Origin of the sequence: Paraburkholderia antibiotica, assembly GCF_012927125.1 — a bacterium.
Lineage (GTDB): Bacteria > Pseudomonadota > Gammaproteobacteria > Burkholderiales > Burkholderiaceae > Paraburkholderia > Paraburkholderia antibiotica.
The window spans coordinates 507,452-531,888 of the sequence record NZ_JABBFZ010000002.1 but is presented as its reverse complement, the minus strand read 5'-3'; the positions used below and the strand labels follow the sequence as shown (position 1 = coordinate 531,888).

General features: G+C 66.5%; 23 protein-coding genes. 12 read left to right on the top strand and 11 right to left on the bottom strand.

Annotated elements, in window-relative coordinates:
• Window positions 1–262 precede the first annotated feature (262 nt).
• The 8 genes from HHL14_RS06435 (at window position 263) to rpe (ending at window position 9,597) form a co-directional block, all read left to right on the top strand.
• Window positions 263–1,762, top strand: a complete 1,500-nt coding sequence (locus HHL14_RS06435) for a ribulose-bisphosphate carboxylase large subunit (RefSeq protein WP_169496723.1) — start codon at window positions 263–265, stop codon at window positions 1,760–1,762.
• 120 nt (window positions 1,763–1,882) lie between these two features.
• Complete coding sequence (locus HHL14_RS06430; protein ID WP_169496722.1) at window positions 1,883–2,311, top strand: ribulose bisphosphate carboxylase small subunit; 429 nt, start codon at window positions 1,883–1,885, stop codon at window positions 2,309–2,311.
• A gap of 92 nt (window positions 2,312–2,403) precedes the next feature.
• Complete coding sequence (cbbX, locus tag HHL14_RS06425; RefSeq protein ID WP_169496721.1) at window positions 2,404–3,411, top strand: CbbX protein; 1,008 nt, start codon at window positions 2,404–2,406, stop codon at window positions 3,409–3,411.
• 85 nt (window positions 3,412–3,496) lie between these two features.
• A complete protein-coding gene (locus HHL14_RS06420; RefSeq protein ID WP_169496720.1) occupies window positions 3,497–4,600 on the top strand; it encodes a class 1 fructose-bisphosphatase in 1,104 nt (367 codons plus the stop codon).
• A gap of 145 nt (window positions 4,601–4,745) precedes the next feature.
• A complete protein-coding gene (locus HHL14_RS06415; RefSeq protein WP_169496719.1) occupies window positions 4,746–5,618 on the top strand; it encodes a phosphoribulokinase in 873 nt (290 codons plus the stop codon).
• Between the two features lie 37 nt (window positions 5,619–5,655).
• Window positions 5,656–7,746, top strand: coding sequence for a transketolase (tkt, locus tag HHL14_RS06410; protein ID WP_169496718.1), 2,091 nt, complete (start codon window positions 5,656–5,658; stop codon window positions 7,744–7,746).
• A 46-nt stretch (window positions 7,747–7,792) separates the two neighbouring features.
• A complete protein-coding gene (gene fba / locus HHL14_RS06405; RefSeq protein ID WP_169496717.1) occupies window positions 7,793–8,830 on the top strand; it encodes a class II fructose-bisphosphate aldolase in 1,038 nt (345 codons plus the stop codon).
• 59 nt (window positions 8,831–8,889) lie between these two features.
• Window positions 8,890–9,597 carry a ribulose-phosphate 3-epimerase gene (gene rpe / locus HHL14_RS06400; protein WP_169496716.1) on the top strand — a complete coding sequence of 236 codons (708 nt, stop codon included), beginning with the start codon at window positions 8,890–8,892 and terminating at the stop codon, window positions 9,595–9,597.
• A gap of 92 nt (window positions 9,598–9,689) precedes the next feature.
• Here the strand turns inward: rpe and HHL14_RS06395 are convergent, their stop codons facing one another.
• From HHL14_RS06395 to HHL14_RS06385, 3 genes are read right to left on the bottom strand one after another with little or no spacing between them, the layout of a single operon-like run.
• A complete protein-coding gene (locus HHL14_RS06395) occupies window positions 9,690–11,072 on the bottom strand; it encodes a DUF6513 domain-containing protein (RefSeq protein WP_169496715.1) in 1,383 nt (460 codons plus the stop codon).
• Window positions 11,051–11,671, bottom strand: a complete 621-nt coding sequence (locus HHL14_RS06390) for a flavoprotein (RefSeq protein ID WP_169496714.1) — start codon at window positions 11,669–11,671, stop codon at window positions 11,051–11,053. Before HHL14_RS06390 ends, HHL14_RS06395 begins: the two co-directional genes overlap by 22 nt.
• Window positions 11,668–13,767 (bottom strand): sigma-54-dependent Fis family transcriptional regulator, encoded by a 2,100-nt coding sequence (locus HHL14_RS06385; protein WP_169496713.1) that lies wholly within the window; start codon window positions 13,765–13,767, stop codon window positions 11,668–11,670. Before HHL14_RS06385 ends, HHL14_RS06390 begins: the two co-directional genes overlap by 4 nt.
• A 423-nt stretch (window positions 13,768–14,190) precedes the next feature.
• Here HHL14_RS06385 and HHL14_RS06380 point away from each other — a divergent pair, with 423 nt between their 5' ends.
• Window positions 14,191–14,685, top strand: a complete 495-nt coding sequence (locus HHL14_RS06380; protein ID WP_169496712.1) for a dihydroneopterin aldolase — start codon at window positions 14,191–14,193, stop codon at window positions 14,683–14,685.
• Window positions 14,686–14,884: 199 nt separating this feature from the next.
• Here HHL14_RS06380 and HHL14_RS06375 read toward each other — a convergent pair whose 3' ends face one another.
• The 3 genes from HHL14_RS06375 to HHL14_RS06365 form a co-directional block, all read right to left on the bottom strand.
• Window positions 14,885–15,304 carry a hypothetical protein gene (locus tag HHL14_RS06375; RefSeq protein ID WP_169496711.1) on the bottom strand — a complete coding sequence of 140 codons (420 nt, stop codon included), beginning with the start codon at window positions 15,302–15,304 and terminating at the stop codon, window positions 14,885–14,887.
• A 117-nt stretch (window positions 15,305–15,421) separates the two neighbouring features.
• On the bottom strand, window positions 15,422–15,931 hold the full coding sequence (fae, locus tag HHL14_RS06370) for a formaldehyde-activating enzyme (RefSeq protein ID WP_169496710.1): 510 nt from the start codon (window positions 15,929–15,931) through the stop codon (window positions 15,422–15,424).
• 143 nt (window positions 15,932–16,074) lie between these two features.
• Window positions 16,075–17,007 (bottom strand): triphosphoribosyl-dephospho-CoA synthase, encoded by a 933-nt coding sequence (locus HHL14_RS06365; protein ID WP_169496709.1) that lies wholly within the window; start codon window positions 17,005–17,007, stop codon window positions 16,075–16,077.
• Window positions 17,008–17,298: 291 nt separating this feature from the next.
• Between HHL14_RS06365 and HHL14_RS06360 the strand changes: the two genes are divergently transcribed.
• The 3 genes from HHL14_RS06360 (at window position 17,299) to HHL14_RS06350 (ending at window position 18,785) form a co-directional block, all read left to right on the top strand.
• Complete coding sequence (locus tag HHL14_RS06360) at window positions 17,299–18,135, top strand: RNase A-like domain-containing protein (RefSeq protein ID WP_169496708.1); 837 nt, start codon at window positions 17,299–17,301, stop codon at window positions 18,133–18,135.
• Between the two features lie 7 nt (window positions 18,136–18,142).
• A complete protein-coding gene (locus HHL14_RS06355) occupies window positions 18,143–18,433 on the top strand; it encodes a contact-dependent growth inhibition system immunity protein (protein WP_329601621.1) in 291 nt (96 codons plus the stop codon).
• Between the two features lie 61 nt (window positions 18,434–18,494).
• Window positions 18,495–18,785, top strand: coding sequence for a contact-dependent growth inhibition system immunity protein (locus HHL14_RS06350; protein WP_169496707.1), 291 nt, complete (start codon window positions 18,495–18,497; stop codon window positions 18,783–18,785).
• Between the two features lie 69 nt (window positions 18,786–18,854).
• On the opposite strand, the gene HHL14_RS06345 is transcribed toward HHL14_RS06350, so the two are convergent.
• From HHL14_RS06345 to HHL14_RS06325, 5 genes are all read right to left on the bottom strand, one after another.
• Window positions 18,855–19,859: an ATP-grasp domain-containing protein gene (locus HHL14_RS06345; protein ID WP_169496706.1), complete on the bottom strand. Its 1,005-nt coding sequence runs from the start codon at window positions 19,857–19,859 to the stop codon at window positions 18,855–18,857.
• Window positions 19,856–20,929, bottom strand: a complete 1,074-nt coding sequence (gene mch / locus HHL14_RS06340) for a methenyltetrahydromethanopterin cyclohydrolase (RefSeq protein ID WP_169496705.1) — start codon at window positions 20,927–20,929, stop codon at window positions 19,856–19,858. The genes HHL14_RS06345 and mch overlap by 4 nt, the downstream gene beginning before the upstream one ends.
• On the bottom strand, window positions 20,904–22,154 hold the full coding sequence (locus tag HHL14_RS06335) for an ATP-grasp domain-containing protein (protein ID WP_169496704.1): 1,251 nt from the start codon (window positions 22,152–22,154) through the stop codon (window positions 20,904–20,906). The genes mch and HHL14_RS06335 overlap by 26 nt, the downstream gene beginning before the upstream one ends.
• Before the next feature lie 8 nt (window positions 22,155–22,162).
• Window positions 22,163–23,089 (bottom strand): NAD(P)-dependent methylenetetrahydromethanopterin dehydrogenase, encoded by a 927-nt coding sequence (locus HHL14_RS06330; protein WP_169496703.1) that lies wholly within the window; start codon window positions 23,087–23,089, stop codon window positions 22,163–22,165.
• A 124-nt stretch (window positions 23,090–23,213) separates the two neighbouring features.
• Window positions 23,214–24,239 carry a beta-ribofuranosylaminobenzene 5'-phosphate synthase family protein gene (locus HHL14_RS06325; protein WP_169496702.1) on the bottom strand — a complete coding sequence of 342 codons (1,026 nt, stop codon included), beginning with the start codon at window positions 24,237–24,239 and terminating at the stop codon, window positions 23,214–23,216.
• Window positions 24,240–24,437 lie beyond the last annotated feature (198 nt).

The following is a 24,437-nucleotide window of genomic DNA, read 5'->3' as shown; positions in this document are numbered from 1 at the left end:
GGCGAAAACGAAGCAAAGTGTGCCATCGCGGTCCGCTCAAGGCGGTTGCGCTGTCACGCCGTGCTCGCATCGCTCACCGATACATTCTGCGCCTGATTGCATCGCGAGTGCCGAAAAAACGCATCACGATGTGCAAGCGATAACGGATCCATTAAGTCTGCCAAATAAAATCGTGAATTCCCCTTCATGACGTCCGTGCCTACAGTGCAACACAAGCGCTTCGTTCTTCCGGCAGCGCGCTTGCCACCTTCGAGGACACGTCATGAACGATTTCAGTCAACCGCCGATTCAGCCCGACCAGCATTCGCGCGATCCGCACAATCCGCGCGAGCGGTACGCGGCAGGCGTGATGAAATACCGCGAGATGGGTTACTGGCAACCGGACTACCAACCGAAAGAGACCGACGTGATCGCGCTCTTTCGCATCACGCCGCAAGCCGGTGTCGACCCCGAGGAGGCGGCCGCGGCAGTGGCCGGCGAATCGTCGACAGCGACGTGGACGGTGGTGTGGACCGATCGCCTGACCGCCTGCGATATGTATCGCGCCAAAGCCTATCGGGTCGAGCCCGTTCCCGCATCGAGCTCCAGCGAGCCGCAGTACTTCGCGTACATCGCGTACGAGCTCGATCTGTTCGAAGAGGGTTCGGTCGCGAACCTGACCGCGTCGATCATCGGCAACGTGTTCGGTTTCAAGCCGTTGAAGGCGTTGCGGCTCGAAGACATGCGCATTCCGATCGCGTATCTGAAGACCTTCCAGGGGCCGCCGACCGGCATCGTGGTCGAGCGCGAACGGCTCGACAAGTATGGACGTCCGCTGCTCGGCGCGACGGTGAAACCGAAGCTCGGTCTGTCGGGCAAGAACTATGGACGCGTGGTGTATGAAGGTCTGCGCGGCGGCCTCGACTTCCTGAAGGACGACGAGAACATCAATTCGCAGGCGTTCATGCACTGGCGCGACCGCTTCCTGTTCGCGATGGACGCGGTGAACCGCGCGCAAGCCGAGACGGGCGAAGTCAAAGGCCACTACATGAACGTGACGGCCGGCACGATGGAGGACATGTACGAGCGCGCCGAATTCGCGAAAGAACTCGGTTCGTGCATCGTGATGATCGATCTCGTGATCGGCTGGACCGCGATTCAGTCGATGTCGCGCTGGGCCCGCAAGAACGACATGATCCTGCATTTGCACCGCGCCGGTCATGGCACCTACACACGGCAACGTAATCACGGCATTTCATTCCGCGTGATTGCCAAGTGGCTGCGCATGGCGGGCGTCGATCATGCGCATGCTGGCACCGCGGTCGGCAAGCTCGAAGGCGATCCGCTGTCGGTACAGGGTTACTACAACGTGTGCCGCGACGCGCACAACGCGGTCGATCTGTCGCGCGGCCTGTTCTTCGATCAGCCGTGGGCCGGCTTGCGCAAGGTGATGCCGGTGGCCTCGGGCGGGATTCACGCGGGGCAGATGCATCAACTGCTCGACCTGTTCGGCGACGACGCGATCCTGCAGTTCGGCGGCGGCACGATCGGCCATCCGGGCGGCATCCAGGCGGGCGCCGTCGCGAACCGTGTCGCGCTCGAAGCGATGGTGAAGGCGCGCAACGAGGGCCGCGACATCGTCAACGAAGGGCCCGACGTGCTCGAAGCGGCTTCGCGTTGGTGCACGCCGCTCAAACAGGCGCTCGATACGTGGAAGGACGTGACCTTCAACTACGCATCGACCGACACGCCCGACTTCGCGACCACGCCGACACCGGCCTGAGCGAGTCGACTCTCCATCCACCACGGCTTCACGAGCGAAGGCCTCGACGCGGTGCCCCGGCACCGCGCGAGGACACTGTTGACGCCGTTCTGAACGCGACATCCATCAACGAGGTTCGTCATGCGTATTACACAAGGAACGTTTTCTTTTCTGCCCGAGCTGACCGACGAGGAAATCAGCAAGCAGATCGACTATGCGCTGAGCCAGGGCTGGGCCTGTTCGGTCGAATTCACCGACGACCCGCATCCGCGCAACACGTATTGGGAAATGTGGGGTCTGCCGATGTTCGATCTGCACGACGCGGCCGGCGTGCTGCAGGAGGTCAAGGCCTGCCGCGCGGCGCGCCCGCAGCACTACATCAAGGTCAATGCGTTCGATTCGGTGCGCACCTTCGAGACGATGCGGCTGTCGTTCATCGTCAACCGGCCAGATACCGAGCCGGGCTTCCGGCTGGTGCGCCAGGACGCCGAGGGACGCACGCAGCGCTACGGCATTGCGGGCTATGCGACCGATCGGCCGGCGGGCGAGCGCTACGTGGCCGCCAGCTGACTCGCTCACTCCCGCAACGAATCCAGCACGAGGCGATTCGCGACGAGCCGCGTGACCTGTGGCCGAGGCTCGCCGGATCGCAAGGAGGAACCATGACAGACGATGCCGCCATCGCCGAAGCCGTTGCGAGGTCTGGCGCACCCGCCGACGCACCCACCGACGCGCCGCAAGCCGCGCCCGAGGCTGCCCCCGCAGCCGCGTCGCAAGTCGATCTTGCCGCGCTGTATCGCGACTCCGGCATCGGCGACGTGCTCGGCGAACTCGATCGCGATCTGGTCGGACTCGCGCCGGTGAAGACGCGCATTCGCGAGGTTGCCGCGCATCTGCTGGTGGAGCGCGCGCGCACGTCGCTCGGTCTGGCTGGCGGCGCACCGACCTTGCATATGTGCTTCTCCGGCAATCCCGGCACTGGCAAGACCACGGTCGCGATGCGCATGGCCGAGGTGCTGCACCGGCTCGGCTATATCCGCCGCAATCATCTGGTGTCGGTCACGCGCGACGATCTGGTCGGGCAGTACATCGGCCATACCGCGCCGAAAACGCGCGACGTGCTCAAGCGCGCGATGGGCGGCGTGCTGTTCATCGACGAGGCGTACTACCTGTATCGCCCGGAAAACGAGCGCGACTACGGCCAGGAAGCGATCGAAATCCTGCTGCAGACGATGGAGAACCAGCGCAGCGACCTGGTGGTGATCCTCGCCGGCTACGCGTCGCGGATGGAGGTGTTCTTCGAGAGCAATCCGGGTTTCCGCTCGCGCATCGCGCATCACATCACGTTTCCGGATTACGAGGAATCCGAACTGTTGGAAATCGCCGAACGCATGCTCGGCACGATGCACTACCGCTTCGACGCCGACTCGCGGCGCGCGTTTGCCGACTATCTGGCGCGCCGCATCCGGCAGCCGAACTTCGCCAATGCGCGCTCAGTGCGCAACGCGCTCGACCGCGCGCGGCTGCGCCAGGCGAACCGTCTGTTCGCGGGCGCGCTGCAAGGCGGCGAGCCGATCGACACCGCCGCGCTCACGCTGATCGACGCCACCGACGTGCGCGCGAGCCGCGTGTTCGACGAGCCGTTGCTGGGCGCCGAGCCGCCGGGCTGACCCGGTTCACCGACCTGGCGCCGACTCGGCTTGCTGATCTGGTTCACCGAGTCACGACGTCACGACATCATTCACGGAGAAGGCTATGCAGGACGGACGCACGACACTTTCGAAGTTTCTGATCGACACGCTCGATCGCCAGCCCGGTGCCGCGAATGCGCAGGAAACAGCGGGACTCTCCGCGCTGCTGATCGATGTGGCGGCCGCCATCAAATCGATCTCCGCGCGGCTCACCAAGGGCGCGCTCGGCGGCAACTACGGCTCCGCGCAAACCGTCAACACGCACGGCGAAGAGCAGAAGAAGCTCGACGTCGCGACCAACGAAGTCTTCGTCCAGCAATGCGAGTGGGACGGCCTGCTGGCGGCGATGGTGTCCGAGGAAATGGAGGAGGTGTACGCGATTCCGGACGGCTATCCGCGCGGCGAGTATCTGCTCGCGTTCGATCCGCTCGACGGCTCGTCGAACATCGACATCAACGGCGTGGTGGGCTCGATTTTCTCGGTGCTGCGCCGCCGCGATCCGGCCGAGGATGCCGGCAGTGAGGCCGCGTTCCTGCGTCCCGGCTGCGAGCAGGTCGCTGCCGGCTACGCGGTGTACGGACCGTCGACGATGCTGGTGCTGTCGGTGGGCAACGGCACGCATGGCTTCACGCTCGAGCGCGAGATCGGCAACTTCGTGCTCACGCATTCGAACATCCGGATTCCTGAAGATACCGGCGAGTTCGCGATCAACGCGTCGAACGAACGCTTCTGGGAGCCGCCGGTGCGCCGCTACGTGCAGGAATGCAAGGACGGCCGTAGCGGCTGCCGCGCGCGCGACTTCAACATGCGCTGGATCGCGTCGATGGTCGCGGAGGTGCATCGCATCCTGATGCGCGGCGGCGTCTTCATGTATCCGCGCGACTCGAAGACGCCGGAGATGGAGGGCCGTCTGCGGCTGCTGTACGAGGCCAATCCGATGAGCTTCCTGATCGAGCAGGCGGGCGGTCTGTCGATCACCGGGCGCGAGCGGATTCTGGACGTACAGCCGCGCACGCTGCATGGCCGCGTGCCGGTGATTCTCGGCTCGAAGAACGAGGTCGAACGCATCGCGCGCTATCACGGCGAATACGACCGCGGCGAGGACAAGCCGTTCACGTCGCCGCTGTTCGGCACACGCTCGCTGTTTTTGCCGGATTTCACGGCCTGATGCGCGCTTGCCGGGCGAGTTGCAAAACAGCTCACCCGGCAGGCCGCCAGCAGGAACCGCGGCCAGCGCATGCCGCACACGCACGCCGCGTCAAGTCACACACAGCAAAACAGCGCAAAGAACACAGTCATCCGGAGACACAAGCATGTCAATCAAACATCCGATCATCGCGGTGACCGGCTCGAGCGGCGCGGGCACCACCACCGTCATGAAGAGCTTCATGCATATCTTCAGGCGCGAGCACATCAATGCGCAGATCGTCGAAGGCGATGCGTTCCATCGTTACGACCGCGTCGGCATGCGCGCGGCGATGAAGGATCACGAACGCGACGGCGCGCCGAATTTCAGCCACTTCGGCCCTGAGGCGAATCTGCTCGAAGAACTGGAGACGCTCTTCACCCGCTACGGCGAGAACGGCACCGGCCAGTTGCGCCACTACGTGCACGACGCCGGTGAGGCGCAGCTGTACAAGCAGGACAGCGGCACCTTCACGCCGTGGGAAGACGTCGCGCCCGATACCGACCTGATGTTCTACGAAGGTCTGCACGGCGCGGCCGTGACCGACAAGGTCGACCTCGCGCGGCACACGGATCTGCTGATCGGCGTGGTGCCGATCATCAACCTCGAATGGATCCAGAAGCTGCACCGCGATCAGAACATGCGCGGCTATTCGCACGAAGCGGTGGTCGACACGATCCTGCGGCGCATGCCCGACTACGTGAACTACATCTGCCCGCAGTTCTCGCGCACGCACGTGAACTTCCAGCGCGTGCCGACCGTGGACACGTCGAACCCGTTCACCGCGCGCGAAATTCCGCAGCCCGACGAGAGCTTCGTGGTGATCCGCTTCGCGCGGCCGAAGGGCATCGACTTTCAGTATCTGCTGACGATGCTGCACGACTCGTTCATGTCGCGGCCGAATGTGATCGTCGTGCCGGGCGGCAAGATGGGGCTCGCGATGCAGCTGATCTTCACGCCGATGATTCTGCAATTGATCGACCGGCGCTCGCGCGCATGAAGTCGCGCGGCCCGTCTATTTCGCAAGGAGAGTACCGATGAGTGCAGTCGCTCAATCGTCCGTCGCTCCCGCCACCCGTCAGATGGCCGACGCGCTGCGCATGCTCGCGATCGACGCGGTGGAAGCGGCGAAGTCGGGGCATCCGGGCATGCCGCTCGGCATGGCCGAGATCGCGGTCGCGTTGTGGGACCGGCATCTGAAGCACAACCCGCGCAACCCGGCGTGGCCCGACCGCGATCGTTTCATTCTGTCGAACGGACATGGCTCGATGCTGTTGTACGGCCTGTTGCATCTGACCGGCTACGACCTGCCGATCGACGAACTGAAGCGATTTCGCCAGTTGCACAGCAAAACGCCGGGGCATCCCGAAGTGGGCGTCACGCCCGGCGTCGAAACGACCACTGGGCCGCTTGGCCAGGGGCTCGCGAACGGCGTCGGTATGGCGCTCGCCGAGGCGCTGCTCGCGCGCGAATTCAACCGGCCGGGACATCGGATCGTCGATCACCGCACCTACGTGTTCGTCGGCGACGGCTGCCTGATGGAAGGCATCTCGCACGAAGCGGCGTCGCTCGCGGGCACGCTGAAGCTCGACAAGCTGGTGGTGCTGTACGACGACAACGGCATTTCGATCGACGGCCACGTCGCGCAATGGTTCGCCGACGACACGCCGTCGCGTTTCGCGGCCTACGGCTGGCACGTGGTGCGCGAGGTGGATGGCCATGACGTCGACGCGGTCGATCGCGCGTTGCACGCGGCACGCGCGGCCGGTCGGCCGACGCTGATCTGCTGCCGCACGGTGATCGGCCAGGGCGCGCCGTCGAAGGCCGGCACGCACGACGTGCACGGCGCGCCGCTCGGCGCGGAGGAAATCGCGCGCACGCGGCTCGCGCTGAACTGGCCGCATCCGCCATTCGAGATTCCGCAGGAAGTGCGTGAGAATTTCGACGCGAGTGCGCGCGGCGGCGCCGCCGAAGCCGACTGGCACGAGCGTTTCGACGCATATCGCAAGCGCTATCCGGTCGAGGCCGCCGAGTTCGAGCGGCGTGTGCAAGGCAAGCTGCCCGCGCTGTGGCACGACACGGTGCGCGCGTTACTGCGCGACACCGATTGCGCGGCCGAAACGCTGGCCACGCGCAAGGCCTCGCAAAAGGCGATCGGCGCGCTCGCGCGCAGCCTGCCGGAACTGCTCGGCGGCTCGGCCGACCTGACCGGCTCGAACCTGACCGACTGGCCCAACGCGGTCGACGTCGGCGCCGCTCAGGGCGATGAGGGCGACGGCGGCGGCTTGCGCGGCGGCAACTACGTGCACTACGGGGTACGCGAATTCGGCATGAGCGCGATGATGAACGGCATCGCGCTGCATCGCGGGCACCTGCCGTTCGGCGGCACCTTCCTGACCTTCTCCGACTACTCGCGCAACGCACTGCGGATGGCCGCGCTGATGAAGACGCGCTCGATCTTCGTGTTCACGCACGATTCGATCGGCCTCGGTGAAGACGGCCCGACCCACCAGGCAGTCGAGCACGCGGCGAGTTTGCGGCTGATCCCGGGGCTCGACGTCTGGCGTCCGTGCGACACCGTCGAGACCGCGCAGGCGTGGGTCAGCGCGGTCGAGCGCGATGGGCCGTCGTGTCTGTTGCTGAGCCGCCAGAACCTGCCGTTCGTCACGCGCTCGGCCGAGCAGATCGGCGCGATCGCGCGCGGCGGCTACGTGTTGCGCGACTGGCCGGAAACCACGCCGGCCGAACCGGCTGCGCGCGTCGTGCTGATCGCGACCGGCTCCGAGGTCGCGCTCGCGCTCGACGCCATCGAACCGCTCGCCGCCGCCGGCATCGCCGCGCGCGTGGTGTCGATGCCGTCGACCACGACCTTCGATCGTCAGCCGCGCGAGTGGCGCGACGCGGTGCTGCCGCCGGGCGTGCCGCGCGTCGCGATCGAAGCGGGTGTCAGCGCGTTCTGGCGGCAATACGTCGGCCTCGATGGCGACGTGGTGGGCATCGATACGTTCGGCGAATCGGCGCCCGCCGGCGCGCTGTTCAAGCATTTCAACCTCAGCACGCAGGCGCTGGTCGACGCAGCCCATCGCGTCGTCGCCGCGCACACGGTGCGCCGAGCGGGCGGCGCCTGATTCAAGCCGCCCCGACCCGATTTCATCCGATAGCGAGGAGCACGCAATGGCCTTCATTACCCTGCGCCAACTTCTGGATCACGCGGCCGAACACGACTATGGCGTGCCCGCGTTCAACGTCAACAACATGGAGCAGATTCACGCGATCATGCAGGCCGCCGAGGCCACCGCGAGCCCGGTGATCCTGCAGGCGTCGGCGGGCGCGCGCAAGTATGCGGGCGAGCCGTATCTGCGGCATCTGGTGCTCGCCGCGCTCGAAGCGCATCCGGACATTCCGCTCGTGCTGCATCAGGATCACGGCGCGAGCCCGGCGGTGTGTCAGCAGGCGATCCGCTCGGGCTTCACGTCGGTGATGATGGACGGCTCGCTGCTGCCCGATCAGAAAACCCCTGCCGCGTACGACTACAACGTCGACGTGAGCCGGCGCGTGGTGGACGCCGCACACGCGGTCGGCGTGTCGGTGGAGGGCGAGCTCGGTTGTCTGGGTTCGCTCGAAACCGGCATGGCCGGCGAGGAGGATGGGGTAGGCGCGGAAGGCAAACTGTCGCGCGAACATCTGCTGACCGACCCCGACGAAGCGCTGCATTTCGTCGAGGCGACCGGCGTCGACGCGCTCGCGATCGCGATCGGCACCTCGCACGGCGCGTACAAGTTCAGCCGCGAGCCGACCGGCGACATTCTCGCGATCGACCGCATCGCCGATATTCACGCGCGCATTCCGAACACGCATCTGGTGATGCACGGTTCGTCGTCGGTGCCGCAGGAATGGCTCGCGGTGATCCGCGAATACGGTGGCGAGATTCCGACCACGTACGGCGTGCCGGTCGAAGAGATTCGCCGCGGCATCGCGCACGGCGTGCGCAAGGTCAACATCGATACCGACATCCGCCTCGCGATGAGCGGCGCGATGCGCAAGTCGCTCGCGAGCGCGCGCTCCGAATTCGATCCGCGCGCCGCGTTGAAGGCCGCGACCGCGGCGGCCAGCGCGATCTGCGTCGAACGCTTCGAGGCGTTCGGTTGCGCAGGGCAGGCCGCGCGCATCAAGCCGCTGCCGCTCGATACGATGGCACGCCGCTATCACTAGGCACCTGCGCGACCACGCTACCTGCCTACTTACCCAGGTTTACTTGCACGGAGAACGCGATGCGCGAATTCCTGATTGCTCCGTCGCTGCTGTCGGCGGATTTTGCCCGGCTCGCCGACGAGATTCGCGACGTGACCGCGGCCGGCGCGGACTGGATCCATTTCGACGTGATGGATAACCACTATGTGCCGAACCTGACGGTTGGCCCGCTGGTGTGCTCGGCGATCCGGCCGCACACGTCGCTGCCGTTCGACGTGCATCTGATGACCACGCCGGTCGATCCGCTGGTGGCCGAGTTCGCCGAGGCCGGCGCGAACGTGATCAGTTTTCATCCGGAGGCCTCGCAGCATGTGCACCGGACCATCGAGCTGATCCGCTCGCACGATGTGCGCGTCGGGCTCGCGCTGAATCCGGCGACGCCGCTCAGCGTGCTCGATCACGTGCTGGAGATGCTCGACGTCGTGCTGGTGATGTCGGTGAATCCGGGCTTCGGCGGCCAGGCGTTCATCCCGCACACGCTGGATAAACTGCGGCGTCTGCGCGTGCGGGTCGACGCGACGATGCAGCGCACCGGCCGGCCGTTGCAGATCGAAGTGGACGGCGGCGTGAAGGCGTCGAATATCGCGGGGATCGCGGCGGCGGGCGCCGACGTGTTCGTCGCGGGATCGGCGGTGTTCGGCGTGAGCGACCGGGCGCAGGCGATCCGCTCGATGCGCGGCGAACTGGCGACGGTGGACGAAGGCCTCGGCTTCGCGGCGGCGAAATGAGGCGCCGAGCCTGATGGGTTTGCGGCAACGAGCCGCTTGCCCGCAGGTTCGGGTCGGAGTTGAACGGCGCGTGCGTGCGCGTGGGCGCCGTCTCAACGCTTCTTCATCGTCTCGCCCGGGGCGCACCATGCCAGCAGATTTTCGTCGGCACGCTCGAGCGCGCAGCCCCAGTCGAGCGGCTGGTCCTGATCGAAACGCTTGCCGAGCCGCCACGCGATTTCCGCGCGCGCGAGCTGCACGCCCATATAGAACGCGTGGCCACCGTCCGTCTCGAGGTTCAGTTGCGGATAGAGCACGAACGGATCGTCGCCGCGCCGATGGCCGTCGCGGTTGTACACGTGGATGCCGTCGGTGCTGATCTGCACGCGGAAATTCGGGTCGCGCACGCCGCTCGCGAATTCGTCGATTTCGGCGGGGCTGTACGGAAACGGGCGCTTCGCGTGGACCGTCGCGAGTTCGGTGCTGATGCCTTTGGGCAGCACCTGCGCATCGCGCGCGGCATGCATCACGCGACGCGCGACGTCGGCTTCGCGCAGCGCGCGCCGCGCATGCAGACTCACCGAGGTCGTCAGGATCGCGCCGATGCGCAACTCGGCCGCGATGCCGAGCAGCAGCGCGTTGATGCCGCTGGTGTCGGCCTCGGTCAGTTCGGTGACGTTGCCGACGCCCATCATGATCGCGATGTCCGGATAGCGTTCGCGCAACCGCACATAGCGCGCGATCGACGTGGCCAGTCCGAACGGGATCGGATCGAGAATCGGATCGGCGAGAAACGCGCGGCCGCGCGCGGACAGCGCGTCGATCGCGGCATCGAGCGAGGCCGGGTCGCCCGGTTCGCGCGCGACGAGGATCGGCGTGGCCGGCACTTCGTCGGCGATCCACAGCGTGTCGAGATTCAGGCTCATCAGATAGTCGGCGCCCGCGCGGCCGCCGCGCAGCAGTTCGTCGTTGCGCATCGAATCGACGCTCACGCGATAGCCTTCGCTCTTCAACCGCCGCACCGCGTCCTCGAGATGCGGAAACGGCGTGTCCGGCAGACAGCCGACGTCGATCACATTCGCGCCCTGCGCGGCGTACTCGCGTGCGCGCGCCACGATGCCGTCGAGATCGAGACGCGGCGCGTCGACGATCTCCGCGAAAATCTCCGTGTCGTAGCGGCTCAGATCGAACGGCCTCGCTTTCTGCCCGAAAAACTGCGGCAAGTCCTTCACCTCCTCGGGACCGCGTTCGAACGGCACGCCATAGTGCGCGCTCAACGCATCGAGGTCGCCGCGGCAGCGGCCCGGCACGATCACGCGTTGCGCGTCGAGCGGTGCGCTCACGCGGCGCTGGATCAGGTCGGCGGTCATCAGCGCGGCGACCTGCAGGCCGATTTCGCGAATCTCCCAGCTGAACGGCGTCGGCGCCATACCGTCGAGCACGCGGCGCAAGCTCGGTTCGGCGAGCCGGCCGGTCAGGAAGAGGAGGTGGTCCATGCGAGGTCGAGGGTCGCGAGGCGTTGAGCGAGCGCGGCTTCGAGTTCGTCGAGCGAGCGCACGAGCGTCGTGTATTCGAAGCGCGCCAGCCGTTCGACGTTGTCGAGTTCGATCGCCCGCGGCCGCAGTTCGACCCAGGCGTCCGGGCTATGCGTGATCACGCTCGGTTCGGTATCGCATGCAAAGACGATGCCGGGGATGCATTGCTTGCCGGCCTGCGCGTACATGTTGGTCGGCAGCGTGTCGGAGATGCCGTACGCGCACTTCGCGACGGTGTTGCTGGTGGCCGGCGCGATCACGACCGTGTGATAGACGCCGTGATACAGCATGCCGACCGGCACGCCGCTCGCGCTGTTGTCGCGCAGCACGCGAAACTCCTCGCGCAGTTTGTCGAGCGTCCAGCCGTACAGCGGCAACACTTCCTCGGCGGCCGCCGACAGGAACAGATCGACGCGCGGCAGGCGCCGCGCGAGCGCGATCGATTCTTCTAGCATGTGACCGGAGCCGGTCACGCACCATGCGAAGCGCGCATCCGGTTTGAAGTCGGCGAGATCGCGGGCGGCCGTAGGCGCTGACTGGTGGGCGGACGGCGCGGTCATGCGTCGAGGTCGAGCGGCATGCCGTCGGAGGGCGAGCCTTCGTGCGAGAGCCGGATGTGCAGCCGGCGCATCTTGCGGTACAGCGTGTTGCGGCTGATGCCGAGCGCCTTCGCGACGTTGCTGACGTTCCAGCGATGCTCGTCGAGCAGCGACAGCACCGTTTCGCGCTCGTTCAGCTGGATCGCGTTGAGCGACGAGATGTCGGCGTCGTCGGCGAGATGCGCGTCGAGGTCGGCGCTCGCGAGCCGCAACGCGGCGGGCATGTCGAGCGCCGAGCCGCGCTGCGTGACTTCGGGGGGCAGATGCTCGCAACGGATCGGCTGACCGTCGGACAGCGCGATCGCCATCTGCAGCACGTGGCGCAACTGCCGGATATTGCCGGGCCACGCGTAAGTGAGCAGCGCGTGTTCGGCTTCCGGCGTCAGCTCGGGCGGATCGTCGGTCTCGTTGGCGAGCAGATGGTGGATCAGCGGCAGCTTGTCGACCCGCTCGCGCAGCGCCGGCAGATTCAGTTCGACGCCTTTGAGGCGGTAATACAGATCCTCGCGGAACTGGCCGCTTTGCACCAGTTCGAGCAGATTGCGGTGGCTCGCGCTGATCAGCTGGAAGTTGACCTTGACGGTGGTTTCGGCGCCGAGCGGCGTGACCTCGTGTTCCTCGATCACGCGCAGCAGCCGCGCCTGCAAGACCAGCGGCATGTCGCCGATTTCGTCGAGAAACAGCGTGCCGCCGTTGGCCTGCACGATCTTGCCGCGCCGTCCTTCGCGCTGCGCGCCGGTGAACGCACCCGCGCGATAGCCGAACAGTTCGCTCTCGATCAGGTTCTCCGGCAGCGATGCGCAGTTGACCGGCACGAACGGACCGTCCGAATGAGGGCTGATGCTGTGCAGCGCCTGCGCGAACACTTCCTTGCCGGTGCCGGTTTGCCCGCGCAGCACGATCGGGATCTTGCGTTGAATCACGCGCGCGGCCAGCTGGATCTGCGAGGCCATGCGCGGGTCGCCGAATTCCAGGTGGGCGATCTCGTCGAGTTTCGGCGACGACGCGGGTTGTTTGCCGGCCGCGCTGCCGCTGTGGGCGCTATGGCCGCTATGGCCGACGTGATTGCCCGCGTTGCGCGTGGCGGCGGCCGAGTCGGGCACCAGCACGCGCGCGATGCGCCCGGCGCTGTTCTGCGGCGTCTGCGCGACGAGGAAAAAGCGGTTCGTCGCGTTCGCGCTGTAGACGGTGACCGGATGGAACGAGCCGCGAATGCTGCGCGCGATCATGTCTTCGAGCGACGCGTTGAACGCTTCCTCGATGCGCCGGCCGCGCAGTTCACTGAGCGAGCGGAAGCCGAGCTGGAACAGCGCGCTGCGATTCGCGGCGAGCACGGTGCTGTCGTCGGCGACCGCGAGCTTGCCGCCGTGCAGCGTGCCGACGAATTCCGGGCGGCTGTGGAAATGGATCATGTTCGCGTGCCGGTAGCGCGAGTCGAGCAGACGGTTTTCGATCATCTGCCGCGACATGCCGACCAGCACCAGCGAGTGCTGCTGCAGCAGCTTCGAGCGGCTCGTCACGTCGAGCACGCCGGCGATCTCGCCGCTGTCGTCGAAAATCGGCGCGGCCGAGCAGGTCAGCGACGTATAGCGCGGATAGAAATGCTCATGCTGGCAGACCGCGATACAGTCGCGTTCCGCGAGGCAGGTGCCCATGCCGTTGGTGCCGGCTTCGCGTTCGCTCCAGAGCGCGCCGACCCGGAAACCGTCGTCGGCGACCGCTTCGGCGAACGGCACCGACGACACCTGATGCACGATCACGCCGCCCGAATCGACCAGCACGACCGCGAGTTCGGGATCGGCGAGTTGCTGATAAAGCGTCGTCATTTCGAGCTTCGAACACGCGATCAGATCGCCGAGCGCCTCGCGGCGCGCGTTCAGTTCGTACTCGGTGAGAACGGGAGGCGGGACAAAACGCGCCGGATCGAGCTGGAATTCGTTGATGCAGCGCGCCCATGACTGCGCGACCGACTCGCTCGTCGGGCGCGTGGTCAACTGATGGTTGACCACGTTCAGCACTTCTCGGACGTGGGTACTGCTGTCAGCGAGCAACGACATGGGTGGAGTCTCCGTTGCGTCATTTCGGGGACCGCGCCTGCTTCGCGCGCCGCGAATGCCGCTTTATCAAGCCTTGTGTATTGCCCTCGGCGCCGCGGAATCTGATGTTCGCATACGCCCTCGCGACCAGCCGTCATATCAGGTGGCCATTTAAAACAATACGCCCGATGCCGGATTGGTTCAACAGAAAGTCACCCCGTGTTTACCGCACCGTGCCCGGATTTTGCTTTTGTTGTAGATAGCCTCATAAAAATGGCCGCCTGTTGCAGGCCTGTGGCAGCTTCGGCACAGAGTGTGCAACACGCCGTGCCACCGTTGCGCCGGATTCGCTGTTGCTTGTGGGCTGTTGCTCACGGGCTGTTTCACGCTTTCCCACTCTAACAGGCTGTTCAATCTTTGGGCCGCGTCGCGGCGGAGTACATCATGGATCGTATCGACACCGTTCGCCTTGCCGCTTTTTCGAACCTCGACGCCGACGTCGGCGCGTCGCCCGTGCGGCTGGACCTCGTCTTTATCGAAAACTTCGTAGGCCAGACGATCATCGGTATCGATAGCAGCGAGTTGCACGTGCCGCAGCCGGTACGCGTGAATCTGACGATCGGCGTGCCCGCGATCCGGGCCTGCACGACCGACCGCATCGAGGACACCGTCAACTACGCGGCCGTGCGCGGCGCGCTGCTCGATTTATTCGCGTCGCATCGCGTGAGGCTGCTCGAAGCGCTCGCCGAGACGATCGCGCAACTGCTGATCGCCGATTTCGGTGCACATTGGGTGCGCGTGTCGCTCGCGAAGCCGGCGAAATTTGACGACCTCGCGGCGGTCGGCGTGCAGATCGAGCGACGTCGCGGCGATGGGTCGGCGGCGGCCGTGGGGCTCGCGCGTTATGCGTCGCTCGGCGAGGGGCTGGTGCCGAATTGAAGCTGAATCTGACGCGCGCGCGGCGCCGCGCGGCAGAGCCGTCGATAGACATGGCAAAACGCGGCGCCGAATCGTCGGGCGTCGCGCTGCACTGCGCAATGCATTCCGTCACCCGAAAACAGCCGTACACGCGCCGTTTCAGATGACGGTCATTTGTTCCGCTATTTCCGCTGGCGGTAATTTATTCAGGTGTCCACGATTATTTCGCGGCCGTCGGCGTTTTCTGCGGGCCGAGGCCGCACGCCTGATACGCGTCGGTCTGCAGCGTGCGGAAACGTTTGGTCTGCGATTTTGCGTGGTCGACGCGGAATTCCGCGCCGCCTTCGCCGCCGAGCGTCGCGTACTTCGAGAACGTCGACTGATCGACGAAGTCGTCATAGGGCAGCGATGCGGCCATCTTGTCGATCACGCACGAGCACTTGTAGACGTTGGCGAAATCGTGGCCGTTGTCGTCCATGCAGCTCAGCACGTATTCGACGCGGCCCGCGGTCGGATAGTTGTAGCCGCCCGCTTGCGCGGACGGCTTCGACGCATCGCTCTGGGCGCACGCGAACGGCGCGGCCAGAGCGATGCAGGTAAAGGACGTAAAGGCGAGAAGCGCGCGACGTCTGATCGTCATGTGATGCCTCTGCGAGAGCATTGAGTCTGCTTCACGAACCGCCGTGGTGGGCGGCTGCGCGAGGAGGCGGGGCCGGCTGGCGGCGCCGCGTCTCCTCAGCCCCGTTGACGCTGCGCGTCAGTTTGGCGCAAACGGATGCGCGACGCTGGACTTCTTCGACACCACTTCGGCCGCGGTCGGCTCGCCGTTGACCGCGCGCTTGATTGCTTCGCGCGTCGCCTGATAGTTGAACTGCTGGATCTTCTTGTCGTCGTCCGCCTGCCAGTGGATGAACACGCCGACGCAGAGGAACAGGTCATCGGCTTCGTCCTTCGGGATCGTGCCGTCTTCGACGCTATCGGCGACCGCGAGCGCGACCGCATGCTGCGCCGGCCCGAACATCTGCACCGCCTGCTTGGCGCCCTTGATGGTGACCTTGTTGAAGAGGATGGTGTTCGGCTTGGTCAGCAGATTGGGCGCGACGACTGCCAGTAGCGATGTGAAGCCATCCTTATTGTTGGTGAGTGCGTTGCAGAAAGCGGTTTCCGCAGCTGAACCTCGCGGTCCGATCAGCAAGTCGATATGCGCGACCTCGTTGCCGTCGCCGACGAGCGACTCACCGATCATGACGCGGTTGATCTTGGCCATTCTGTTCCTCCAATAAGTAGGTATGGGCTTGCTGATGAGGCGCCGCGTGCGCGGATGCGGCAACGCACGACGGCGCGGGAATGCACGGTGGTAACCAGACCCTAGCTAACAGATTCCGTGCCAGTTTTCGCGCGGCGGCGCAATCAGCGAGTAACGGTGCCGTGTCGCGCATCGCCGGCGTCGAGCAGACGCGCGACGAACAGCGTCGCCACCGCGAGGTCCGCGCTGGTGCCGGGGTTGATCGCGTGGGTCTTCAGTTCGGCATCCCAGGCATCGAGCTGCGGATCGCTCGGCGCACGGCGCGAACGAAGCGGCGTTTGCCGCCAGCGCGCATGCTGCTCGCGTGCCGCAAGCGTGACACTCTGCGCCAGCGCGCCGCCGTGCTTGCGCACAATGTGAGAGTCGGGCCAGCCGGCGAGGAAGGCCAGAAATACGTTGAGCATCGCGACGTCGGGGGCATTGGCGGAGGCTTCGCGAAACGCGGCGAGGCCCGTGTCGAAGAGATCCGCATAGCCGTTCGCGTATTGCCGTGCGATGCTGTCGCGTTCGCTCGCGAGCCGCATCGCGTCGCCGAGGCCGATCGTCGGCGGCGCGTGGACCGACTGCTCGGGCGCGTCGCCGAGACCGCCCGGATTGGCGAGCGCGATCGCGCGGTAGGCGAGCCGCGCGTCGTCGACGTCGAGCCGCGCCAGCACACGCGCGACGGCGGCGCGCCATGTCGATGCCGTTAGCGCCGGGGTGCCGGGGTGGTTGGTGAGGTCGATGCGCTCGACGATGTCGTCGAGCGCGGCGGCGAGCGGCGCGACCAGCAGCACGATGCCGAGGTTGGTGTTGCAGCCGGCCGCCGCGCGGGTGCGGGTGACCGCGTCGAGGATCCGCTGGCCGACCGGCGCGCCGCGCGCGAACAACGCATCGAGCGAGGCCTGCGCGCTGGCGAGGAACTGCGCCGCATTCATGCCGTGCCCGGGGCTTTGCGCGCTGACGTTGCCGGGCTTCGGCGTCGAGACGTCGAGCGCGCAGGCTTCGAGGAAGGCTTCGCGGGCGCAGCCGAATAGGGCGGTGGGGGCGAGGCTCACGTTGGGGCTCGGCTCGGTTGGGCGCTGGGAGCAGGTGGCTGGGACATGGTGTTGGGTTTTGGCGATGTGACGCTAGAGCGCTCGACGCGCGGCGCTCAGACAGAGCACTAAGAGTGCCAGTTAGTGCCAGTTCAGAACGCCGGCTTCCAGGTCATCTGTTTTTGCGATAGCCGCCGAATCCTGGGTATTCGTCCAAATGGGACATAAAAATCATCCTTCGCCCATTTGGAATATCGAGGTCCGTTGTTAGGGTGATCGTCCTTTTTCAACGGGCGAAAGCGGGCGATTCGGATGTCGTACGAGGAAGATTCAGACGGCGTGCGCGTGGTACTAAGCGCGCCGCAACTGGTGGCCGTACTGGCCCGTCAGTCGATCAGCCAGACCGAAATGCTGACCAACCGACTGTGGGGCGGGTTGCAGATTGTCGGCGGGGTGCTGGAAATGGTCGGGGCGGCGGCGCTATGCGTGCTGCCGGAACCGACGATGGCGAGCAAGGCTGGCTGCATCGTATTCGGCGTGCATGGCTCGGATGCCGCGGCGGCGGGTGTGCGTCAGGTCTGGACCGGCTACGACACCATCACGTTGACGCAGCAGGGCACCGCGAAGCTGGCTCAGACGATGAAGGCCAGCCCCGATATGGCGAACAGTATCGGGCTGTCGATCGATCTGGCGGTGCCGTTTGGCTTTGCCGGTTCGGTCAGGGCTGCACGTGCCGCCCGTATCACGATGGGCCGGGTCAGCCTGGAGATGCACGAGGCGAAAGCAGTGCAGCCGAGGCTGGGTGGGCATACGCTGCTTAAGCATGTCGGGAAGGATGAGGCTTGGTTGAGGGATCGGTTGAGGCGGGAGCCGGAGCGACACGTCGTATCGTCATTTACGGACGTTCAGCAGGCCGAGCGCGCGATTTCGGAGACGCTGCAGGCCAATGCGGCGAGAATCAGGGATTGGACGCGGTCCCCAAATCGACGAGTTACGCTAACCGTAACCAAGGTCGTTTCTGGGAATATTGGCCACGGAGTAACCCGAGCAACAGGCAAACTTACGGCAATGAATAAGGTTTTCGTTTCCCTGAAATACGAAACCTACAACGGCATGCCGTATTACATCCTTACGGCCTTTATTGAGTGAGAAAGAAGTGAATTATTCAGAGCGCTACCCAGAAATGGAGCAGTTTTTTAGTCTCTACTTCGGTCAGGACTTCGACCTGTTCGGAGACACGGTTCCGGAAATTGTTGAGAGCTACAAGAAAGACTGCCCTCACCATTATGGTGACCTGATTCGCGAACTCGAGTCCTTCAGAAGCGAACATCCGGATGACCTGGAGTTTGCATTCAAGCGATCTTTCAGTCACGGGTTTCGTCCTGAGGGGGCTGGCTACACGACTGCATCCTTTCTTGATGAAGTACAGCGGGTACTGGACAGGTGATCGGTTGATCGATAAATCCAGACAATTTCTCCGCCGTCTTTGCATATTTGAATAATAAGGAATGAACTATTTAGAGCGTTACCCTGAAATGGAGCAGTTTTTTTGTGCCTACTTCGGTCAGGACTTCGACCTGTTCGGAAACACCGTTTCAGAGATTGTTGAGTGTTATAAGAAAGGCTGTCCTCACAATTATGGAGATGTGATCCGCGAAATAGAGCTGTTCAGGAACGAGCACCCAAACGATCTGGCTACTGCCTTCGAGGAGAACTTTCTAAGCGCATTTACTCCCGAGCCGTGGGGCTACACCATCCTGTCGTTTCTTGACGAGGTAGAACGCCTCCTGCGCGAATAACCCACGTGTCATCCGGCGAGAGCAAGCAGTGCGCTACGTCCTCACGCTCGCCTCTAAGTCCCTAAGTCCCTAAGTCACCCCACCCACCGCCTCCCCACCACCGTCACTCCCCACGCACAGCGCCGCCAGCTTCCGATCGAGCAGATCATCCACCAGCGCCGCCGCGATATCGAGCGACGTCACCGACTGCAACCCGCGCCACGCCGCCACGCCATTGACTTCGAGCACCAGCGGTCGCGCCGCATCGTCGGGATTCGGAATCAGGTCGACGCCCGCATAGTCGAGCCCGAGCGCGGCGCTCGCCTGCACGGCGGTTTGCGCGAGCGCCGGCGTGAGTTCGGCCGGCTCGCAGCGCGCGCCCTGCGCGACGTTGTGAATCCAGCCCTTGCCGCCGCTGCGCCGCATCGCCGCGACCGCCCGGCCGCCGATCACCAGCACGCGCCAGTCGAAGCCGGGCCGCGCGCCGGCGACATAACGCTGCAAATACGCGACCTGCCGATACGGCGCCAGCGACGGCAGCGGCGCGAGCACCCCGCCGCCACGCGCGCCGAGGCGCTTGAGTCCATGCCCTTGCGAGCCGAACAGTGGCTTGAGCACGACCTGGCGGCCGGCGGCCGCCTCGCGCATCAGCACGCGCTGCGCGACCGCCGCCGATTCGACCGCCCAGGTGGCCGGCGTCGGCACCCCCGCGCGATGCAGCAGGAAACTCGTCATCGATTTGTCGACGCTGCGCTCGATCGCGCGCGCGTCGTTGTAGACCGGCACGCCCGATTCGCGCAGCGCGTGCAGGATGCCGAGCCGCAACGTGACCTGCTCGAAGGTGCCGCCGGCGATGCCGCGCACGAACACCGCGTCCGGCAACGTGTGACCGAAGCCCGGCACGACAAGTCCATGCGGCTGCCACGTGGTGTCGATACGGCAATCGGCGAGATCGACGCAGCGCGCATCGGCGCCGCGCGCGCGGAACGCCTTCTTCAGCCGGCCGGTGTGCCAGCCGGTTTCGTCGCTCATGATCGCGATGCGTACACCGGCGTGCATCGTCGCGTGCGGGATGGCGGGGGACGTCGGCGTCATCGCGCGTCGGGCCGGCCGCCCCACTGGTCCTGCAACAACGCGCCGTCGAGCCGGCCGCCGTGATACGTCGCGCCGCTTTCGAGGCTGCTGACCCACACCTCGGCGGGCGCGAACAGCGCGGGATCGATCTGGTAGAAGTCGAAATTGAACGACGTGAAGATGTCGGCGAACGGCCGGCCGTAGTCGCGCGAATTGGCGGCGGGCAGATCGTCGGCGAGGCCGCGCGCGACTTCGTCGTGCCGCACCGTCAGATGCACGCGGCCGCCGTAGAGGATAGCGTCGTTGGTGCGGCCCATCGCCTGGATGCCGTCCGGCGCGGGCGGCGGCAGCGGCGCCGAGCCGCTCGCTTCGATCACTTCATCGAGCGGCACGCCGAGCACGTGCACCTTGTGCAGCGCCACTTCGACGACCCGCGCGACCACCTGGACCGTGCCCGCGAGCGACTGCGTCGGCGTGACGATCAGCGTCAATTGATCCGGCGCGAGGCCGCAATCGTGCAGCACCTTGTCGATCACGACCTGCGGCGGCAGACGGTCGACTTCGAGCACCAGCGCGCCGCGTGCGTGGCGGTCGTGATAGTCGAGCTCGGTGAAGAGCGGCTCCTTGACCGCGAGCGCGCGCGCCGGGCCGGAGCCGAGCGAAAAGAACTTCTTGCCGCCGGTTTGCTCCTTGGTCGCCGCGAGGCTCCAGCCCGCGTACTGGCTGCCGAGGCAGGCCAGCACCGGTGAGGACGTGCTGACTTCGAGCATCGTCGGCCAGAGCGGCGCGGCGTCGAGGTTCGCGCGCAACGCGACGCGGCCGAGGCCGCCCATGCAGATGCGCGCGATCAGCACGCCCGCTTCGATACCGCCGCGCGCGGCGACGCCGGCATCGGCGATCACGGTGCCGGCCTCGGTACGCGTGATCGCGACGCCGAGGCGCGCCGCGTGGTCGACGAGTCGCGCGACGAGGCGCTCGCTCAGCGCGTTGACGCTCGGCGGCGCGTCGTACGCGTTGGCTGCGTTGGCCTCATGGGCCACATTGGCCGCGTGCGTGGCGGAAGTCTCAGGAGTGGGTGTGGAGGCAGACATGGTCGGGTTCTTCGCAGGTTTCGATTCGTTGCAGCACGCGCGCGTGCTGCGCGTCGAGCGCGGGCCGCACCGCGTCCAGCGACGCCGCGCGCACGAGCAGCGTGCAGACCGGTTGCCCGGCGTCGATGCGCGCGCCGGGCATCGGCACGTCGCGGCATTGCGGGTCGTGCAGGCACGCATCGGAAAACGCCGTCGACACGGTGAACGGCGCCGGCGCGAACAGCACCCGCTGGCCGGCTCGCCAGCGCGGCCGGCTGGCGAGCGCGAGACTCGCGGCCGACGGCGCGTGGCCATGGCGGCACGCGTCGAGATGACACGCGAGCAGGCCGGCCGGCCACGCATCGGGCGACGCGGTTTCATAAAGCGTCATCGTGGCCGATGGGCGCGCGTTGATTTCGAGCACGTCGAAGCTGTCGTCATCGGACAGGAAATCGCAGCTGTTCAGGCCGACGAGGCCGGTGTGCGCGCACACGGCGTCGAGTGCGTCCTGCACACGGGCGACGAGCGCGGGCGGCACGTCGAGCGGGCCGAGCGAGCCGGCATGCACGAAGCGCAACGTGCCGACCGTGCAGGTCAGTTGCTCGGCGAAACCGAGCAGGTAGGCGCGGCCGCGCGCGGCGATAAAGAGCGTCGACAGCGAGCGGCCGTGGCCGACGCGCTGGAAATAGCCGGGCGCGCAGACAGAAGACGCGGAAACGGGTACATCGGCGGCCGCGCGAATATGCGTGCCGCCGCAGCCGTCCGCGAGTTTGAAGAGCCAATCTTGCGGCTGCTCGGGCCGTTCGAACGACACCGCCGGATGCGCGATCCCCAACGCATCGAGTAGCGCGAAGAAGCGTCGCGGCTCGCGCACGGCGGCGAGCGCCGCCGCATCGTTGCCGAGAAAGCGCGGCAGGCCCGATTCGCGGCTCAACTGCGCGAGCAGCGGTTCGAGCCCGCTGCCGCCGACCCAGCCGAGCAGGCCTGGCAGCCGCGCGAGTCGAGTGAGCGCATCGACCAGCCGCGCGCGATCGATCTCCAGCGCGCCGCTGCCGTCGCTACCGTCACCGTCGTGGGCGCCGATATCGAACCACAGCTCGGCGGCCTCGCGCGTATCGCGATCGCCGAAGGTGTCGAGCGCGGCGACGTGCAGGCCCGCGCGCGCGGCCGACTGCGCGAGCAGTCGCGCGGACAGTCCCGCGACCGCGACGAACGGCGCGGGCGTGGGCGGCCGATGCGCTTTCATGACGGCGTTCAGCCGAGACCGGCCGCGACCGCGCGGGCCTCTTCGTACGCCTCCGGGAAGCCGAGGTAGACCGGCTTGCCGCCCGTGCGCATGCGCATGAACAGGCGGTGCTCGACCTGATACTTGACGTTGCCGATCGCCAGCGCGCCGATGCCGACCGCGCCCGCGTTCGGCACGCCGTCGATCGGCTTGCCGTCGTTCATCACGTTGACGCCGGCGATACCTTCCGGCGGCACCGCGTTGACGTCGGCGGCGACCAGCAGGCGCTTCGCGAACGCAAGATCGGCGCTGCTGATCACCTGCACGCCGGCAATCGCGGTGGCGAGCACGATCTCCGCTTCGGCGAGCGCCACGCGCAGCGCGGCCGACGTGGTAGTGCCGATGCCGTTGATGACGATGCCGAAGCGCTGGTTCAGTTCGGTCGCGACCTGACGCGCGCGGGCTTCGTCGTGATGGCTCGCGATCGTCACGTCGGCGCCGCGCGACGCCGCGATCGCCGCGGCGATGCGGCCGACCGCGCCGGTGCCGCCGAGAATCAGCACGCGCTTGCCGCCGAGTTCCATGCCGTGCTGCTTGCCCAGATGCCGCTCGACCAGCGCGACGAGCGCGGCCGCGGTCGTGTACGAGCCGCTCGGATCGGCGAACACGGGGACTTCGAACGGCGGCACCATCGCGCGGCGGGCGCTGTCGAGCATGTCGGCGGCCAGCATCACGTCGCGTCCGCCGATGAAGATGCCGGTGCGCGACACGCCTTTGGGCCCGCGCGAAAAGATCGCGTCCTGGGTCAGGTTCGTGACCATCCCGGCTTGGACGTCGCAATACGGCACGATCACCTGGTAGCCCGCGTCGGCGGCCATGTTGACGTCGAACGGACTCATCTGCGGAGTGGCCGTGAACATGTGCAGGATGTAGGGCCTTTCAATGGTTTCTGACATGGCTGGGGCTCGTTTCAGTGGCAATCTCGGGAACGGCGGAGGCGACGCAATGCAGCACAATGCAACGCGATGCCGCCACGCGCGGCGCACGCGCTGCGGGTAGCGGCCGGAGCGCGGCCGCGCGTCATGCGGCGTCGCTGCGCGGCGCGCGCGCTTCGGCGTTGCGGATCGTCGCGCCGCTATTGCGACCCGCGACCACGCTGCATTCGATATGCGGCAAGCTCTGCGCGGCCGCGCGCGCGGTGGCGAGCGCGCTGTCGGCCTCGCGCGCGCTCGCGAGCACCGCGAAGCCGGTCGGCCCCCACGAGGTCTGACCGATGCCGGCGGTGCGCTCGGCGGCGACCGCGCGCAGCACGTGCTCGACGTCCGGGCTCGCGAACACGCCGCCTTGCGCGCTCGCGAAGTATTCGCCGATGGTCTGCTGCATCTCGGTGAGGCCGTGCGCGAACGGCGCGAAGTTGTGCTCGGCGGCGCCGGGCAGAATCTGCATCAGCACCAGATGGCACAGATGCGCGGCGAGCCGCTGCGGGAACGGCGCGAGCGACGCCAGCGCACGCCGTTCCTCGGCGCCGTGCAGACCTTCGATGCGCGTATCGCTGACGAGCAGCACGCGCCATTGCTCGGGAAACGGCTGGCGCGCGAGCAGCGGCGGCGCGCTCTGGCGCAGATCGCCGGGCGGGCCGCCGTCGAGCAGCAGGCCGCCGCAATCGAAGCCGAGAATGCCGATGCCGGAACGCGCGCCGCGCCCGAGCACGGCGGCGATTTCGGCGCTCGTCGCCGGCTGGCCGACGAGGCGCGCGAAGGCGGTGCCGACCGCGAGCGCGAGTTGCGTACCGGAGCCGAGGCCGGTGTGGGCGCGCGGCGCGTGGACCACGTCGATGGCGAGCGTCGCCGGACCGTAGGCCGCTTGCAGACGCGCGAGACACAGCGCGATGCGCTCGCGCTCGGCGTCGGTCACCGCGCCGTCGATCCGTTCGCGCTCGGCGAGGCACGCGTCGACGCGCGTCCCGTGCGCGTCGATCACGAGGCCGAGGCTGCCGAACGCGCGTCCGAGCGACGCGTTCGGGTCGAGAAAACCCAGGTGCAGACGCGCGGGCGCATCGACGGTGATCGGCTCGCGAGGCTGGAGGCGGCGAAGCTGAAGCGGCATCTCGAGTGTCCTTGGGTGAGTCCTCAGGGTTTCTTCGGTGTTCCTGCGGGTGGGCGCGACGAATGGGTTCCCGCCTGGCATGATGCGAGCTCGGCGACATGCGCGTGGGCGACATACGTATTTGTGACAACCTGCGCAGCGACGCAGCGCGTCCGCTCGCGGCGATGCGCCGGGCGAGTTCAAGCAGAAGCCGTACCA